Origin of the sequence: Streptomyces sp. GbtcB6, from assembly GCF_019091475.1 — a bacterium.
Taxonomy (GTDB): Bacteria; Actinomycetota; Actinomycetes; order Streptomycetales; family Streptomycetaceae; genus Streptomyces; species Streptomyces hyaluromycini.
In genome coordinates, this window is the sequence record NZ_JAGXJL010000007.1 from 67,003 (window position 1) to 83,867 (window position 16,865).

The 16,865-nt window shown below is 71.3% G+C and carries 10 protein-coding genes; 3 read left to right on the top strand and 7 right to left on the bottom strand.

Features of this window, described 5'->3' with window-relative positions; translation table 11 throughout:
- Nucleotides 1-8: 8 nt before the first annotated feature.
- The 4 genes from KVT45_RS14160 to KVT45_RS14175 all read right to left on the bottom strand — a co-directional run bounded on the left by KVT45_RS14160 (nt 9) and on the right by KVT45_RS14175 (nt 5,992).
- On the bottom strand, nt 9-2,465 hold the full coding sequence (locus KVT45_RS14160; protein ID WP_217547460.1) for a [protein-PII] uridylyltransferase: 2,457 nt from the start codon (nt 2,463-2,465) through the stop codon (nt 9-11).
- Between the two features lie 35 nt (nt 2,466-2,500).
- Nucleotides 2,501-2,839: a P-II family nitrogen regulator gene (locus KVT45_RS14165; protein ID WP_089098508.1), complete on the bottom strand. Its 339-nt coding sequence runs from the start codon at nt 2,837-2,839 to the stop codon at nt 2,501-2,503.
- The gene (locus KVT45_RS14170; protein ID WP_217547462.1) at nt 2,836-4,173 is read right to left on the bottom strand and encodes an ammonium transporter; all 1,338 of its coding nucleotides are present in this window, start codon (nt 4,171-4,173) and stop codon (nt 2,836-2,838) included. Before KVT45_RS14170 ends, KVT45_RS14165 begins: the two co-directional genes overlap by 4 nt.
- Nucleotides 4,174-4,507: 334 nt before the next feature.
- Nucleotides 4,508-5,992 (bottom strand): hypothetical protein, encoded by a 1,485-nt coding sequence (locus tag KVT45_RS14175; protein WP_217547463.1) that lies wholly within the window; start codon nt 5,990-5,992, stop codon nt 4,508-4,510.
- Nucleotides 5,993-6,449: 457 nt separating this feature from the next.
- Between KVT45_RS14175 and KVT45_RS14180 the strand changes: the two genes are divergently transcribed.
- Nucleotides 6,450-7,106, top strand: coding sequence for a bifunctional DNA primase/polymerase (locus KVT45_RS14180; protein WP_217547465.1), 657 nt, complete (start codon nt 6,450-6,452; stop codon nt 7,104-7,106).
- Between the two features lie 111 nt (nt 7,107-7,217).
- On the opposite strand, the gene ftsY is transcribed toward KVT45_RS14180, so the two are convergent.
- Complete coding sequence (ftsY, locus tag KVT45_RS14185; protein ID WP_217547466.1) at nt 7,218-8,411, bottom strand: signal recognition particle-docking protein FtsY; 1,194 nt, start codon at nt 8,409-8,411, stop codon at nt 7,218-7,220.
- Between the two features lie 128 nt (nt 8,412-8,539).
- On the opposite strand from ftsY, the gene KVT45_RS14190 reads away from it, so the two are divergent.
- Both KVT45_RS14190 and KVT45_RS14195 read left to right on the top strand, forming a co-directional pair.
- Nucleotides 8,540-10,012, top strand: coding sequence for a cytosine permease (locus KVT45_RS14190; RefSeq protein ID WP_217547468.1), 1,473 nt, complete (start codon nt 8,540-8,542; stop codon nt 10,010-10,012).
- Nucleotides 10,013-10,068: 56 nt separating this feature from the next.
- A complete protein-coding gene (locus KVT45_RS14195) occupies nt 10,069-11,040 on the top strand; it encodes an LLM class flavin-dependent oxidoreductase (protein ID WP_217547470.1) in 972 nt (323 codons plus the stop codon).
- A 224-nt stretch (nt 11,041-11,264) separates the two neighbouring features.
- Here KVT45_RS14195 and KVT45_RS14200 read toward each other — a convergent pair whose 3' ends face one another.
- Both KVT45_RS14200 and KVT45_RS14205 read right to left on the bottom strand, forming a co-directional pair.
- Nucleotides 11,265-12,683 carry a sugar porter family MFS transporter gene (locus tag KVT45_RS14200; RefSeq protein ID WP_217547472.1) on the bottom strand — a complete coding sequence of 473 codons (1,419 nt, stop codon included), beginning with the start codon at nt 12,681-12,683 and terminating at the stop codon, nt 11,265-11,267.
- Between the two features lie 319 nt (nt 12,684-13,002).
- A complete protein-coding gene (locus tag KVT45_RS14205; RefSeq protein WP_217547474.1) occupies nt 13,003-16,725 on the bottom strand; it encodes an AAA family ATPase in 3,723 nt (1,240 codons plus the stop codon).
- Nucleotides 16,726-16,865: the final 140 nt, after the last annotated feature.

The following is a 16,865-nucleotide window of genomic DNA, read 5'->3' on the forward strand; positions in this document are numbered from 1 at the left end:
CCGTGCGGTCAGGCCCTGAGCGTCTCCTCCAGCTTGCGCGCCACGGAGGTCGCCTCCTCCGCCGGCAGCGGCGCGTGGTCGGTGCCGGTCACGTAGAAGGCGTCGACGGCGTTGGAGCCGAGCGTGCTGACATGCGCGCTGCGCACCCGTACCCCGGCGTCCTCCAGCGCCCGCCCGATCCGGAACAGCAGCCCCGGTGCGTCCTGGGCCCGTACCTCGAACACCGTCGCGTGCCGGGAGGCCGCCGAGGCCACCGTCACGCGCGGCGGCGGGGCCACCCAGCCCCGGCGCCTCGGGTAGGCCGCGTCCCGCTCCGCCAGGCGGCCCGCGATGTCCAGCGAGCCGTCCAGGGCGCGGACCAGGTCGGCGCGGAGCCGGGTCGCCTGCGGCAGGGAGCCGTACTCGGCCGCGACCCGCCAGTTGAGGAGCAGGACCGTGCCGTCGTCGACGTCGTCCGGGAGCCGGAGCGAGCGCAGCTCGGCCGTGCGGACCGCCAGGCGGTGAACGGCCAGCACGCCGGCGACGGCCGGGAGCACGCCCGGCTGGTCCGGTACGGCGATGAGCAGCTCGACGCCGAGCGGTTCGGGGTCGCCTGCGGGCTCCTCGTCCGTGGCCGCCGGCTCGGTCTGGGCGCGCAGGGCGAGGACCGGGGCGCCGGTGCGGAAGGCCTCGATGGCCAGCCGCTCCTGCTCGGCCGTGGGCGCGCCCGGTTCGGGCTCGTCGGCGGAGTCCCCGGCGAGGACCGCCGAGACCCGCTTCACCAGGTCGGTGACGAGCGAGCCGCGCCAGGACGACCAGGCCGCCGGGCCGGTGGCCAGCGCGTCGGCCTCGGTGAGGGCGTGCAGCAGCTCCAGGGTGCCCTGGGTGCCGACCGCCTCGGCGACCAGGCGGACCGTGGCCGGGTCCTCCAGGTCGCGCCGGGTGGCGGTCTCGATGAGCAGCAGGTGGTGTCGTACGAGCGTCGACAGGACCGCCACGTCGGCGCGGTCGAAGCCGATCCTCGCGGCCACGTCCTTGACGATGATCTCGCCGGCCACCGAGTGGTCGCCGGGCCAGCCCTTGCCGATGTCGTGCAGCAGGGCGGCGACCAGGAGCAGGTCGGGGCGGTGGACACGGCGGGCGAACTCGGAGGCGCGGACGGCGGTCTCGATCAGGTGCCGGTCGACGGTCCAGATGTGCACGGCGTTGCGCTGCGGCCGGCAGCGGACCCGCTCCCAGTCGGGGAGCAGGCGGGTGATCAGGCCCTCGGCCTCCAGCGCCTCCCAGACCTCGACGGTCGGGCGGCCGGAGCCGAGCAGGGTGACGAGCTGCTCGCGGGCCTCGGCGGGCCAGGGCGTGGGCAGGGGGCGTGCGGTGGCGGCCATGCGCCGTACGGCGTGCAGGGAGAGCGGGAGGCCGGCCTGGGCGGCGGCGGCCGCGGCGCGCAGCGGGAGCACGGGGTCGCGTTCGGGGCGGGCGGCGCGGGCGAGCACCACCTCGCCGTCCTGTTCCACCACGCCTTCGGCGAGCGGGGAGCGCTCGGTGACGGGCTTGCCGCCGCCCAGCATGGCGCGCAGCCGGGGACGCACAGCGCGTGAGCGCAGCACCCGTCCCACCTCGCGCCAGGTGACGTCACTGGCGTACGCGATGACGCGCGCGGACTCGTAGACCTGGCGCAGCAGGGTGTCGGCGTCGAGGAGGTCGAGTTCGGCGGCGACCTGGTCCTGCTCCTGCAGCGCAAGACGGTCGGTGGCGCGCCCCGTGGTCAGGTGCAGGGCGTCGCGGACGTCGAGGAGGCGCCGGCGGGCGTCGGCGAGGCCCTCGCGCGGGGCGTCGGCCAGCCAGGAGGCGGCGACGGCGCGCAGGGCGGTGGCGTCCCGGAGGCCGCCACGGGCCTCCTTCAGGTCGGGTTCCAGGAGGTACTGCAGCTCGCCCTGGCGTTCGGCGCGCTCGGCGCAGAGTTCCTGGAGTTCGGGGAGGCGTTTGGGTGCCTGGTTGCGCCAGTCGGCGAGGATCGCGGTGCGCAGTCCCGAGGTCAGGCCCAGGTCGCCGGCGATGTGCCGGGCGTCGAGGAGGCCGAGCTGGACCTTGAGGTCCTCGCCGGCGGTCTTGCGGGCCTCGGCGGGGGTGCGCACGGAGTGGTCGAGGGCCAGGCCCAGGTCCCAGACGGGGTACCAGAGCCGGTCGGCGACGGCGGCCACCGCGCCGGAGTCGCCGCCGTCGTGCAGCAGCAGGAGGTCCAGGTCGCTGCGTGGGGAGAGTTCGCTGCGGCCGTAACCGCCGACGGCGACCAGGGAGACGCCGCCCCTGATGCCCTCGGTGGCCGCCGCGAACAGCCCGGTCAGCCATTCGTCGGTCAGCTCGGCGAGGGCGGTACGGCGCGGCGGCCCGGACCGCGCCCCCTCGGTGAGGAGGCGCAGCCGGGCCGCCGCGTAGCCGCTGGGTCCCGTGTTCTCTGCGTCGTTCCGAACTTCCGTACCCGTCACCCAGCGACTCCTGCCTGTATTCAGATGGTTCTGTTCTACAGCGCGTCCGGACCGCGCTCGCCGGTGCGGACCCGTACCGCGGTCTCGACCGGGACCGACCAGACCTTGCCGTCACCGATCTTGCCGGTGCGGGCGGCCTTGACGACGACGTCGATCAGCTGCTCGGCGTCCTCGTCCTCGGCCAGCACCTCGATGCGGATCTTGGGCACCAGGTCGACCGTGTACTCAGCACCACGGTAGACCTCGGTGTGGCCGCGCTGCCGACCGTAACCGCTGGCCTCGGTGACCGTGAGGCCGTGGACGCCGAAGGCCTGCAGGGCCTCCTTGATCTCGTCGAGCCGGTGGGGCTTCACGACGGCGGTGATGAGCTTCATGCGTCCACCTTCTTGCTCGAGCCGGCCAGCGCCGCGGAGACGGAGCTGACGACACCGCCGCCCGCACCGCTGAAGTCGTATGCAGTCTCGGCGTGCTCGGCCTGGTCGATACCGGAGACCTCTTCGTCCTCGGTGACCCGCATGCCGAGGGTCTTGTCGAGGAGGAAGGCGAGGACCGCGGAGGCGACCAGGGAGTAGCCGAGGACCGCGCCGACACCGGCGAACTGCTTCCACAGCTGGGTGAAGGAGTGGTCGCCGTAGAAGACGCCGGTCGCCGCGGACTGGCCCTTGCCGGTGGCGAAGAAGCCGATGAGCAGGGAGCCGATGATGCCGCCGACCATGTGGACGCCGACCACGTCGAGCGAGTCGTCGTAACCGAACTTGAACTTCAGGCCGACGGCCGCGGCGCAGGCGACACCGGCGATGGCGCCGACGGCGATCGCGCCGAGCGGGGAGACCGCACCGCCGGACGGGGTGATCGCGACCAGACCGGCGACCGCACCGGAGGCGGCGCCCAGGGTGGTGAACGCGCCGTGCCGGATCTTCTCGTAGGCGAGCCAGGCCAGCATGGCGGCGGCGGTGGCGACCTGCGTGTTGACGAACATCAGCGCGCCGACGCCGTCGTCGTTGCCGAGCCACGAGCCGGCGTTGAAGCCGAACCAGCCGAACCACAGCAGACCGGCACCGAGCATGACCAGCGGGAGGCTGTGCGGGCGCATCGGGTCCTTCTTGAATCCGACGCGCTTGCCGATGACCAGGATGACGCCGAGGGCGCCCGCACCGGCGTTGATGTGGACCGCGGTACCACCGGCGAAGTCGATCACACCGAGCTTGTAGGCCCAGCCGTCGGCACCCCAGACCCAGTGGGCGACCGGGACGTAGACGATCGTGAGCCACAGGGCGACGAAGAGCGCCCATGCCGAGAACTTGACGCGGTCGGCGATGGCACCGCTTATCAGGGCCGGCGTGATGACCGCGAACATCATCTGGAAGACCATGAAGACGAAGATCGGGATCGTGTAGCCGTCCCAGAGTTCCGTCAGGCCGACGTTGCTCATGCCCAGCCAGTCGGAGTTGAATCCGATGAAGCCGTTGCTGGAGCCGAAGGCCAGGGAGAAGCCGTAGAGCACCCACAGGATGGTGACGATCCCGATGCTGACGAAGCTCATCATCAGCATGTTCAGGGTGCTCTTGACGCGGACCATGCCTCCGTAGAAGAAGGCGAGTCCCGGCGTCATGAGCAGCACCAGGGCAGAACAGATGAGCATGAAGCCTGTGTTCGCGGAGGACAGCTTGGGTGCCTCCGCGGCAAGCGTGATGGCGGCTGGTGCCATCGGCGTCTCCTCGTCAATTGGTACGGCCCCGTGTGCGGGCGTTGCCTGAATGCGGTCCGGTCAAGCGGGGGGTGGGCCGGTTATGCGCCATGAGATTGGCGCAGCGCGGTTTCGGTCGGTGCCCCTCGTTGTTTCGCCGGAGTGACGAAGGAGTCGCGGGTGTTACGCGTCGGTGAACTGCCTGATGTTCGCCGACTGGATCGTTATCGTGGCGCAACCTTCTCTCGGAGGAATAGAACCGGCCGCGGTGGCCTTCCGATGACCTGGCGTGGGGGAGCCGAGTCGGGCAGTTCGGGAGGGCCGGCCGCGGCCGGGGTCTTGGGGTTACCGGGGTTCAGACCGCCTCGGCGGTCTCCGGGAGGTCGACGGCGAGCTGGTCGGTGAGGTCGACGACCGCCGCGAGGTCGCCGTAGTCGCGGACGGCCGAGTCGACCGTCTTTCGAATACGAGTGTTCACGCGCTCGGAGCGCACCTTCTTGGCGATGCCCATGGCCTCGGAGGCCAGAACCGTGCTCTGGTCGGCCTCGCCCCGCAGCAGGTGCACGGTGGCCATGCCGATGAGGTTGAGTGCGTACGACCGCTGGTGCTCGGCGTCCTTGGCGAACAGCTCCACGGCCTTCTGCATCAGCGGCTCGGCCAGGGAGGCGTAGGTGGGACTGCGGCCGGCGACATAGGCGAGGTCGCGGAAGGAGTGGCTGTTCTCGCCGTAGAGCTCGGCCTCGGAGAAGAAGCGGATCCAGTCGGGGTCCGGGTCGTCCCACTCGTCGGCCTCGGCGAAGGTGTCCTCGGCCATCCGGACCGCCCGCTTGCACTTGCCGGGCTGTCCCATGTTGGCGTAGGCGCGGGCCTCCATCGCATACAGCATCGACTGGGTGCGCGGGCTCGCGCAGTCCCGGCTGCCGTACTGGGCGAGGTGGATCAGCTCCAGGGCGTCGTCGGGCCGGCCGAGGTGGATCATCTGGCGGCTCATGCTGGACAGGACGTACGAGCCCAGCGGCTTGTCACCGGCCTCCTTGGCCGCGTGCAGGGCGAGCACGAAGTACTTCTGGGCGGTGGGCTGGAGGCCGACGTCGTACGACATCCAGCCGGCCAGCTCGGCCAGCTCGGCGGCGACCTTGAGGAGCTTGCGGGCGGTGGCCTCGGGCTGGGGTTCCTGGAGGAGGTCGGTGACCTCGTGCAGCTGGCCGACGACCGCCTTGCGGCGCAGGCCGCCGCCGCACTGGGCGTCCCACTGGCGGAACATCACCGTGGTGGACTCCAGCAGCTCCAGCTCGGGCTTGGAGAGGCGCCCGGGGCGGCGGGAGTCGGCGGCCGACTCGGGGGGCGGCTGCGGTCCGGCGGGCGAGGGGACCAGCCAGCGCTGCATCGGCTCGATGAGGGACGGGCCCGCCGACAGCACCAGCGAGGTTCCGAGGAAGCCGCGCCGCGCCAGCATCAGGTCGCTGCGCGAGAACTCGCTGAGCAGGGCCACCGTCTGCGGGCCCGTCCAGGGCAGGTCGACGCCGGTCGCGGAGGGTGACTGGCGGGCGGCCCGCAGTCCGAGGTCCTCGACCGAGACGACGCAGCCGAACCGCTCGGAGAACAGCTCGGAGAGGATCCGGGGGATCGGCTCGCGCGGGTTCTCCCCGTCGAGCCAGCGGCGCACCCTGGACGTGTCCGTGGAGATGTGGTTGGCGCCCAATTGGCGTGCCCTGCGGTTCACTTGCCGCGCCAGCTCGCCCTTCGACCAGCCGCTGCGCACGAACCACGAGTTGAGCAGCTCATTGGGGCGCTTGTCCGTACTGGTCGCGGTCGTCCCGCTACCGCCGTTGCCGCCCACTGGAACGCCCCCATCCCTGAGACCACTTGATGCCGGATGCGCCAAGCCCTATCAGAATGCCGGTAAATACGGCCGCCCGTCCGGTAGTTCTCACCCTTCGAACGGGATACCGAGTTGCCTCCGGCATACCCACGAGTGCATGTGCCCCCAGGCCTCGTGCACACAAAGTAATCCTACGATCACTGCTCCAGCCATGGCGATCCCGGAAACGCCACCATTCGCCACCCCTTCGAATGAACTCACGATGCCCTTGTCGCGATTCACTTGACATAGGACGGCCGGGAGTAGGCGGAGCGATGCACTCAGGGGCGCACACCCCCAGGTGCACCACCTGGGGCGCTTCAGGGCGCTGCCATGACCTTGCGGGCGCGAGGGAAGGCGGAGCCGTAGCGTCACGTTCCGTTTCCGTCTCATTCCGTGTCGTAACCACCGGCGCGCCGGACCCGTTGGAGGGGGCATGGGCTTCACGATCGGCGGCATTCGCGAGATCCGCTCCGGCACGCGTCGGCGCGGTCGTTCATCGGACTGCACCGCCGTCGCCGAGTTCACCGGACTGTGGGGCTGGGACGTGGTCCCGGGTGCCCGGTCCGCGGCCGGCGCGTGCTCCTGCGGGCACGTCGACTGTCCCGCGCCCGGAGCGCATCCGCTGGACTTCGCGCCTCAGGTGTCCGCAGGCGCCACGCTCGACGAAGTCACCAAGGCCTGGGGGGAGTTCCCGGGTGCGGCGGTGATGCTGCCGGTCGGCCGCGCGTTCGACGTGATCGAGGTCGCCGAGCCCGCCGGGCGCCGCGCCCTGGCCCGCCTGGAGCGGATGGGCCTCCCGCTCGGCCCGGTCACCGCCACGCCGGACGGCCGCGCCCACTTCTTCGTCGCCCCCGGCGCCACCACCGAACTCCCCGAGCTGCTCTACCGCATGGGCTGGGACGACCCGACCTCCCTGGACCTGCGCGGCCTCGGCCCGGGCACGTACATCACCGCCCCGCCGTCCGACCGGGGCGGCCTGGGCCCGGTGCGCTGGCTGCGCCCGCCGGCCCTGGACTCGGCGACGAGGCCGCCGGCCGCGAGGCTGCTGCTGGGGACACTGGCGTACGTGGCGCACCGGTCGCGGGCGTAACGCCGGGCTCAGACGCCGAAGTGCCCGATCCCCCGCTGGATCTCGGGGATCGGGCACTTCCTGACCAGCTCCCAAATGTGGGAGGTGAGCTCGGTTCCTGAAAGCTGGAGGTCACTCGCCGATAAGGGCATCCACGAACGCCTCCGGCTCGAACGGCGCCAGGTCGTCCGCGCCCTCGCCCAGGCCGATGAGCTTGACGGGCACGTTCAGCTCGCGCTGGACCGCGATCACGATGCCGCCCTTGGCGGTGCCGTCCAGCTTGGTGAGCACGATGCCGGTGATGTCGACGACCTCGGCGAAGACCCGGGCCTGGACCAGGCCGTTCTGGCCGGTGGTGGCGTCGAGGACGAGCAGCACCTCGTCCAGCGGGGCGTGCTTCTCGACGACCCGCTTGACCTTGCCGAGCTCGTCCATGAGGCCGGTCTTGGTGTGCAGCCGCCCGGCGGTGTCGATGAGCACCACGTCGACGCCCATCTCCTTGCCCTCCTTCACCGCGTCGAAGGCGACGGAGGCGGGGTCACCGGCCTCAGGGCCGCGCACGGTGTAAGCACCGACCCGCTCGCCCCAGGTCTGGAGCTGGTCCGCGGCGGCGGCCCGGAAGGTGTCGGCGGCGCCGAGCACGACCGTACGGCCGTCGGCCACCAGGACGCGCGCGAGCTTGCCGGTGGTGGTGGTCTTGCCGGTGCCGTTGACGCCGACGACCATCACGATGCCCGGCTTGCGGTCCTCGGGCTCGGTCTTCACCGCGCGGTCGACGTCGGTGCCGATCAGCTTGAGCAACTCCTCGCGCAGCAGGCCGCGCAGCTCGTCGGGGGTGCGGGTGCCGAGCACCTTGACGCGCTCGCGCAGCCGGTCCACCAGTTCGGTGGTGGGCTGCACGCCGACGTCGGCGGTGAGCAGGATGTCCTCGATCTCCTCCCAGGTCTCGTCGTCGAGGTGCTCACGCGAGAGCAGCGTGAGCAGCCCCTTGCCGAGGGCGTTCTGGGACCGGGAGAGCCGGGCGCGCAGCCGGACCAGGCGGCCGGCGGTGGGCTCGGGGATCTCGATCTCGGGAGCGGGGGGCTCTTCCAGGACGACGGGAGCCGAGCCGTCGGGAAGGTCGACCTCCTCTATCGTCCGGCGCGGTTCGTCGCGCGGTGTCTCGGCCTCGTCGCCGACGTGCGGCTCGGCCGGGGGCGCGGTGATGTCGGGCGTGGCGGGGGGCGGCGGGGGCAGCGACTTCTTGCGCCGGCTGCCGACGATGAGCCCGCCGAGCGCGCCGAGCACGACCACGGCGATGACTACAGCAAGGATGACGGTTTCCATAACCCGTCCAGTATCCATCCCTCCCCCGCGGCCGACTTTGCTCCCTCGCGCGGGAGTTTCTGGATGATCCTCCGAATCCGGATGTCCCTTTTAATGGTATTCGTCGGACTAACGTACGATGACTACCTATGGGCACCACCGCCGGACACGATGGCGCGCTCGAACATCTCGAAGAGTCGCTGGAGCACCACGGCCTCGAAACCCGGGGCATCGAACCGGTCCCGGACTCCGAGCGCACCGGTACACCCCGCGGTCTGCTCCCCACCTGGATCGCCGCCAACATCACCGTCCTGCTGGTGACCATGGGCGCGAGCCTGACGGTGTCGTTCGGGCTGAACTTCTGGCAGTGCCTGGTGGTCGGCGTCGCGGCGCCGCTCGTGTCGTACGGCCTGGTCGGCCTGACCGGCATCGCGGGCAAGCGCGGTGGCGCACCGGGGATGGCCCTCTCCCGCGCGGTCTTCGGCCAGCGCGGCAACCTGCTCCCGGGCGCACTGATCTGGGTCGCGCGCTGGGGCTGGGAGACGATCAACGCGGTGACCGGCGCCTATGCGCTGCTGACCGTCCTGGACATCCTGTTCGGGATCAGGCGCAACACCGTCCTGGTCATCGTCACCCTGCTCCTCTTCGTGATCACCACGTTCGCGATCTCGGGCATGGGCATCAGGGCGGTGCGGTACTGCAACCGGTGGGCGACCTGGCTGTTCGGCGCCTTCTCCCTGCTGGTCCTCGGCCGGCTGATCGTGGCGGTGGACTGGACCGCGGTGTTCGGGCAGCGCGCCGGCCCCGCGGCCGCGATGGTCACCGGGGCCGGGCTGATCGCGGCGGGCGGGATCAGCTGGGCGCCGACCGCGCCGGACTTCACGCGGTACCTGCCGGGTACGGCGTCCTCGGCGGCGATCGTACGCAACACGGTCGGCGGTGCCGGGATCGTCGTACTCCCCCTGGTCCTGATGGGCGCGGTGACGGCGTCCGCCACCCCGGGCCTGGCCAAGGCCACCGACCCGGTCTCCTTCCTCGGCGAGATCCTCCCCCTCTGGCTCGCGGTCCCCTACCTTCTCGTCGCCCTGGTCGGGATGCTGCTGATCAACGCGATGTCGATGTACTCGGCGGGCTTCACCGCACAGACGCTGGGCTTCCGCGTCCACCGCCACTGGGCGGTCTCCGTCAACGCGGTCATCTCGCTGGTCCTCGGCGGCGTCCTGATGCTGGCAGCGACCTCCTTCATGGCCTCGTTCACCGCCTTCCTGTCACTGCTGGCGGTGGCGTTCTCGGCGTGGGTGGGGGTGTTCGGGGTCGACATGCTCCGGCGGCGCGAGTACGACGCCACGGCCCTCCTCGACACCACCCCGGCCGGCGCCTACTGGTACCGGGCCGGCTTCTCCCCCGCCGCCGTCACCGCCTGGGCGCTCGGCCTGGCCGCCGGCCTGGTCTTCACCACCTGCGACTGGTTCACCGGCCCGCTCGCCGCCAACAACCCCGTCGGCCGGTACGGCCTCGGCTGGATCGCGACGATCGTCGTCTCGGGCCTGCTGTACGCGGTGCTGCCGAAGCCGGCGGTGGTCCCGGCGACGGCCGGGAAGCCCGCACCCCTGGCTGTCTGACGCACCGTCAGCTACTGTCCCCGCACACCGCCCGGCCAAGGTGAAGGGGAACTCCCATGCCCGTCTCGGTCGTCCGCTTCAACCTCGTCGAGCCCGGCGCCTCCCCGGCCTCCCTGGGCGCCCGGTACCGAGCGGCCCTGGACATGGCCGCGTACGCCGACGAGCACGGGGTCACCACCGTGCAGACCGAGGAGCACCACGGCGTCGGCAACAACTGGCTGCCGTCGCCGTTCGCCTTCGCGGGCGCGGTGTTCGGGGCGACCCGGACCATCGCGGTGACCGTGTCGGCGGTGATCGGCCCGCTGCACGACCCGCTTCGGCTGGCGGAGGACATCGCCGTCCTTGACCTGCTCAGCGGGGGCCGGCTGGTGACGGTGGCCGGGATCGGCTACCGACCCGAGGAGTACGCCCTGTTCGACGTGGAGTGGAAGCGGCGCGGGCGGCTCCAGGACGAGCTGCTGGAGACGCTGCTGAAGGCGTGGACCGGGGAGGAGTTCGAGTACCGGGGCCGTACGGTGCGGGTCACGCCGCGCCCCTTCACCGATCCGCACCCGCTGCTCCTGGTCGGCGGTTCCTCCAGGGCCGCCGCCCGCCGCGCCGCCCGCCTGGGCCTGCCGTTCTTCCCTAGCGCGCATCTGCCGGAGCTGGAGGCGTACTACAAGGAGCAGCTCACCGAGTACGGCACGGAGGGCTGGACGATGATGCCCACGGCCGAGACACCGCTCCTGCACATCGCCGAGGACCCGGACCGGGCGTGGGCTCAGTACGGCGAGCACTTCCTGCACGAGGCCCGGACGTACGCGTCCTGGCAGTCCGGGGACATCCGCTCGGCGGTACGGTCCGCCGCGACCACCGTCGGGGAGCTGCGCGAGGAGGGCGTCTACCGCATCCTCACCCCGCAGGAGTGCGTGACGGCGGGACTGGACAACCTGGTCCTGCATCCGCTGGCGGGCGGGATGCCGGTGGCGGAGGGGTGGCGGAGCCTGCGACTGTTCGCGGAGACCGTGCTCCCGGCGCTGCCGGCCTAGCGGGAGCAAGGCATGCCGGCGGACGGCCACGGGAGCGGCGGCACCGCCGGACAGCGCCGTCGTGGCTGATCGCCGTTGCGGCGGAGAGACATTGTGCCCGGAGACCATCAGGGGCCTGTATGCGAACCGCCGCCCCGCCCGGGCAGTGACCGGGCGGGGCGGCGGGGGATACGAGGAGAGGGGCAGCGGGGACTTGGCCCTTCTCCTCGAGTCGGGGGGTGTGGTCAGCCCATCTCCTCCAGGGCCTTGCCCTTCGTCTCCTTGACGTACTTGAGGACGAACGGGATGGAGAGGGCCGCGAAGACCGTGTAGATCACGTAGGTCCCGGAGAGGTTCCAGTCGGCCAGCGACGGGAAGCTCGCGGTGATGGCCCAGTTGGCGATCCACTGCGCTGCGGCGGCCACGCCCAGGGCGGCGGCGCGGATCTTGTTCGGGAACATCTCGCCGAGCATGACCCAGACGACCACACCCCAGGACAGGGCGAAGAAGAGGACGAAGATGTGGGCGGCGACCAGGGCGGTCCAGCCCTGCGTGGACGGGAGCTTGCCGTCGACCAGGTGGTAGGAGAAGGCCCAGGCCTCCAGGGCGAGGCCGACGACCATGCCGACCGAACCGATGAGGGCCAGCGGCTTGCGGCCGATGCGGTCCACGAAGATCATCGCGATCACGGTGCCGATGATGTTGATGATCGACGTCGTGAAGGAGTAGAAGAACGAGTCCGTCGGGTCGACGCCCACCGACTGCCAGAGCGTGGAGGAGTAGTAGAACGCCACGTTGATGCCGACGAACTGCTGGAAGACCGAGAGGCCGATGCCGACCCACACGATCGGCTTGAAGAAGAAGGAGCCGCCGAGCAGGTCCTTGAACGTGGACTTGTGCTCGCTCTTCATCGCGTGCTCGATCTCGGCGACACGGGTGTCCAGGTCGGCGCTGTTGCCCTCGACCTCTTCGAGGATCGCGCGGGCGCGCTCACGCTTGCCGACGGAGAGCAGGAAGCGCGGGGACTCGGGGATCGCGAGGGAGAGCAGGCCGTACAGGACGGCCGGGACCACCATCACGCCGAGCATGACCTGCCAGGCCTCCAGGCCCATCAGCTTGCCGCGCTGGTCGCCGCCGGCGGCGTTCAGCAGACCCCAGTTGACCAGCTGCGAGATGGCGATGCCGATGACGATCGCGGCCTGCTGGAAGGAGCCGAGGCGGCCGCGGTAGGCGGGCGGGGCGACCTCGGCGATGTAGGCGGGGCCGATGACGGAGGCCATGCCGATGGCGAAGCCGCCGATGATCCGCCAGAAGGCGAAGTCCCACAGGGCGAAGGGCAGCGCCGAGCCGACGGCGCTGATGGTGAACAGCACTGCCGCGATCTGCATGCACCGGATACGGCCGATGCGGTCGGCTATGCGGCCGGCGGTCGCGGCGCCGATGGCGCAGCCGATCAGGGCGATGGCGATGACCTGGGCGAGGGCCGCGGACCCGATGTCGTAACGGCTCCGGATCGCCTCGACGGCACCGTTGATGACGGAGCTGTCGTAGCCGAAGAGGAAACCACCCATGGCGGCCGCCGCCGCGATGAAGATGACATGCCCGAGGTGATCGGGGTGAGCCGTCCCGGCTCCTGACTGGGGTGCCTGCGCAGTGCTGGTCACAAGAAACTCCTCGGGCCACCGGCAACGCCGCCGGGGGTGGGGGGGTGAGCCCTCTCAGGTTTAAGTGGCGCACATCAACACACCGCTCACACCTGAAGGTAAAAGCAACGTTGCAGAGACTATGCCTTCAAGTTTCGAAGTCAATAGGCGGTGGAGTGTGAAGTTGTAGATAGCACGCAAGAGACATGCGTTCACTTCTTGAAGAAGAGGAGGAGATGATCTACCAAGGGGCGCGGGGCTGTGTCGATTTGCGGCTCCGCCGCGGGGCGCGACCAGCCACAACGGCGCCGCACCCGGAACCGTCGGCCGAGACCCGGCGTCAGCGAAGCCGCTGGCTGATGACCTTCGACACACCGTCGCCCTGCATGGAGACGCCGTACAGCGCGTCGGCGACCTCCATCGTGCGCTTCTGGTGCGTGATCACGATGAGCTGGGACGATTCCTGGAGCTCCTGCATGATGCGGATCAGCCGCTGCAGGTTGGTGTCGTCCAGGGCCGCCTCGACCTCGTCCATGACATAGAACGGGCTGGGGCGCGCCTTGAAGATCGACACCAGCATGGCGACGGCGGTCAGCGAGCGTTCGCCGCCCGACAGCAGGGAGAGCCGCTTGACCTTCTTGCCCGGCGGGCGGGCCTCGACGTCCACGCCCGTGGTGAGCATGTTGTCGGGGTCGGTCAGGATCAGCCGGCCCTCGCCGCCCGGGAAGAGGCGGCTGAAGACGCCCTCGAACTCCCTCGCCGTGTCCCGGTAGGCCTCCGCGAAGACCTGCTCGACGCGCTCGTCGACCTCCTTCACGACCTGAAGCAGGTCGGTGCGGGTCTTCTTCAGGTCCTCCAGCTGCTCACTGAGGAACTTGTGCCGTTCCTCAAGGGCCGCGAACTCCTCAAGGGCGAGCGGGTTGACCTTGCCGAGCTGCTGGTAGGCCCGCTCGGCGGCCTTGAGCCGGCGCTCCTGCTCGGCCCGGTGGAAGGACTTCGGCTGGTTGCGCGGGTGCTCGGGGTCGTCCGGCAGCACCTCGCCCTCTGCGGGGAGCGAGGGCGGCACCGGCTGGTGCGGGCCGTACTCCTCGACGAGCCCCGCCGGTTCGACACCGAGCTCCTCCAGCGCCTTGGCCTCCAGCTGCTCGATCCGCAGCCGCTTCTCGGCGCCGAGCACCTCGCCCCGGTGAACCGAATCCGTGAGTTTGTCGAGCTCGGCCTTGAGGTCGCGGCCGGTGGTGCGGGCGGCGGTCAGCTCCTGCTCCCGCCGGGCCTTCGCGGCTTCGGCGGCGGCACGTTCCTGCTCGGCCCGGCCGACCGAGACCTCCACATGTGCGAGCAGCTGGCGCGCACCGGCGGCGACGGCCTCCGCGACCGCCGCCTCGTGGCGCAGCCGGGCCCGGCGCTGTTCCGCACGCGCGCGTGCGTCGCGTTCCGCGCGGGCGGCCCGGTCGAGGGAGTCGGCGCGGCCGGCGAGCCCCTTGACCCGCTCCTCGTGGGTACGGACCTGGAGGCGGGCCTCCATCTCGGTCTGGCGGGCGTTGGCGCCGTCGGCGGCCAGGCGGTCCCGCGCCGAGGTGTCGGGCTCCTCCTCGACGGGCATCTCCTCTGCCACGGCGAGCCGCTCGGCCAGGATCTCGACCTCTTCCAGGGCCTTGTCCAGGGAGTCCTGGGCACGAGCGGCGGCGGCCGTGGAACGCTCCGCCTCGCCTGCCGCGCCGCGGGCCTGTCCGGCGAGACGGCCGAGCTGCTGAGCCACGGCCGACTTCTCGCGGTCGGCGGCGCGGCGCCGCTCCCCCAGTTCCTCGACGAGTGCCGCGCACTCCTTGCGCCGCTCCCCTGCCGCGTGCTGTACCTCGGCCAGCTCCTCGCAGCGGACGGCGAGCTCCTCCAGCTCGGCGGCGGCCTCGTCCACGGAGGCCTGCACTTCGAGCAGGCTGGGTGCGCCGGCGGAGCCGCCGTGCGCGAAGTGGGCGCCGAGGAGGTCGCCTTCGGCGGTCACGGCGGTGAGGTGGGGGTGGCGGTAGACGAGGTCCTCGGCGACCTCAAGGGTGTCGACGACGACGATGTCCTTGAGGAGCCGTCGTACTGCGGGCATCAGGTCGGAGGGGCCTCGGACCAGGTCGGCTGCGAAGTTCCCTGACGGGAGGGCCGTGGTGGGTCGTCGGTCGGGTGCGGCGCCGTTGTGGCTGGTCGCGCCGTTCCCCGCGCCCCTTTGGGGCGCTACCGAGCCGGCGGTTTCTTCGAGGGCCGTGGTGGGTCGTCGGTCGGGTGCGGGGCCGTCGTGGCTGGTCGCGCCGTTCCCCGCGCCCCTTTGGGGCGCTTCGGACGAGGGCGCCTCAGGAGCCCCCGCCAGCAGCAGCGCTGCCCTGCCGCCGTCCTGTTTGCGTAGTAGGCGGATCGCGTCGGCAGCCGAGGACGGGGTCGTCACCGCGATCGCGTCCGCCGCCGTGCCGAAGGCTGCCGCGAGGGCGACCTCGTGGCCCGGGGTCACCGTGAGCAGTTCCGCCGCCGGGCCCAGGACGCCGGTGAGGCGGTCCCGCGCACCGAGCAGTATTCCTGTGCCGTCCTTGCGGCGCAGGCCCAGCGCCAGCGCCTCGTGCCGGGCCTGGGTCGCGGCGCGCTTGCGTTCCGCCGCCGTGACCGCCTCGCGGGCCGCGGTCAGGGCGGCCTCCGCCTCGACGAGCCGGTGCTTGGCCTGGTCGTGCTGTGCGGCCAGTTCCTCGTCGCCGGCGTCGAGCCCGTCGACCTCGGCCTTCAGCGCCTCGTACTCCTCCTGCGCCGAGACCGCCCGCTCCTGGGCCTCGTCGCGGGCGGCGGCCAGCCTGTCGATCTCGGCCTGGGCGGACGCGGCGCGGGAGCGGGCGGCGCCCACCTGGCCGTTCAGCCGGGCCAGGCTTTCGCGACGGTCGGCGATGGACCGGGCCACGTCCTTCAGGCGCCGCTCTTCGACGGCGAGTTCGCGCTCCAGCTCGGCGCGGTGGGCGACGGTGTCGTCCAGGGCGTGCTGGGCCGCCTCCAGGGAGGCTTCGAGTTCGGCCTCCTGCTCACGGATGCGGTGGGCCTCGCGCTCCATGTCCTCGGGGTCACGGCCGCGCCGTTCCTCGGGGGGCGTGGAGGTGGCGCTCTTCACCCGGGCGTCGGCCAGCGAGATGGTGCCGCGGACGCGTTCGGCGAGCTGGGAGAGCTCGTACCAGGTCTGCTGGGCCCGCTGCAGGCGCGGGGTGAGCTGCCGTACCTCGTCCTCCAGGAGCGCCTCCCGCTGGAGGGCCTTCTTCAGATCCTGCTCGGCGGCTTCCTTGCGTTCCTTGAGGGCGGCCTCGTCGGCGACCTCGGTCTGGAGTGCCTGGCGCAGTCGTACGAGGTCGTCGGCGAGGAGGCGCAGGCGGGCGTCGCGGAGGTCCGCCTGGATGACGGCGGCCCGGCGGGCGACCGCGGCCTGGCGGCCGAGAGGCTTGAGCTGGCGGCGGAGTTCGTCGGTCAGGTCCTGCACGCGCGCGAGGTTGGCCTGCATCGCGTCCAGCTTGCGCAGCGCCTTCTCCTTGCGCTTGCGGTGCTTGAGGACGCCGGCCGCCTCCTCGATGAAGGCGCGGCGGCCCATCGGGTCCGCGTGCAGGACGGAGTCGAGCTGGCCCTGGCCGACGATGACGTGCATCTCGCGGCCGATGCCGGAGTCGGAGAGGAGTTCCTGGATGTCCAGGAGGCGGCAGGTGTCGCCGTTGATCTGGTACTCGCTGCCGCCGTTGCGGAACATGATCCGCGTGATGGTGACCTCGGCGTACTCGATGGGCAGGGCGCCGTCGGAGTTGTCGATGGTCAGGGACACCTCGGCGCGGCCCAGCGGGGGGCGGCCGGTGGTGCCGGCGAAGATGACGTCCTCCATCTTGCCGCCGCGCAGCGACTTGGCACTGTGCTCGCCCATGACCCAGGTGAGCGCGTCCACGACATTGGACTTGCCCGAGCCGTTCGGACCGACGACACACGTGATCCCCGGCTCGAACCGGAGCGTGGTCGCCGAGGCGAACGACTTGAACCCGCGGAGGGTCAGGGCCTTGAGGTGCACGCCGCCGGACTCTACCCGGCGCCGCTACCGCACTCCACGACCCCTCGCAACCTCGCGGTTTCGCGCATGAACATGCAGGGCACACCAGACGTTAAAGAAGGTGAAAGGATGCGCGGGGCTGGACCGGGTCGGGGACGGGT

Excerpts from the sequence above, each read along its gene's own strand:
- KVT45_RS14165 (WP_089098508.1), bottom strand. The coding sequence starts at position 2,839 with ATGAAGCTCATCACCGCCGTCGTGAAGCCCCACCGGCTCGACGAGATC.
- KVT45_RS14170 (WP_217547462.1), bottom strand. The coding sequence starts at position 4,173 with ATGGCACCAGCCGCCATCACGCTTGCCGCGGAGGCACCCAAGCTGTCC.
- KVT45_RS14180 (WP_217547465.1), top strand. The coding sequence starts at position 6,450 with ATGGGCTTCACGATCGGCGGCATTCGCGAGATCCGCTCCGGCACGCGT.
- ftsY (WP_217547466.1), bottom strand. The coding sequence starts at position 8,411 with ATGGAAACCGTCATCCTTGCTGTAGTCATCGCCGTGGTCGTGCTCGGC.
- KVT45_RS14190 (WP_217547468.1), top strand. The coding sequence starts at position 8,540 with ATGGGCACCACCGCCGGACACGATGGCGCGCTCGAACATCTCGAAGAG.
- KVT45_RS14195 (WP_217547470.1), top strand. The coding sequence starts at position 10,069 with ATGCCCGTCTCGGTCGTCCGCTTCAACCTCGTCGAGCCCGGCGCCTCC.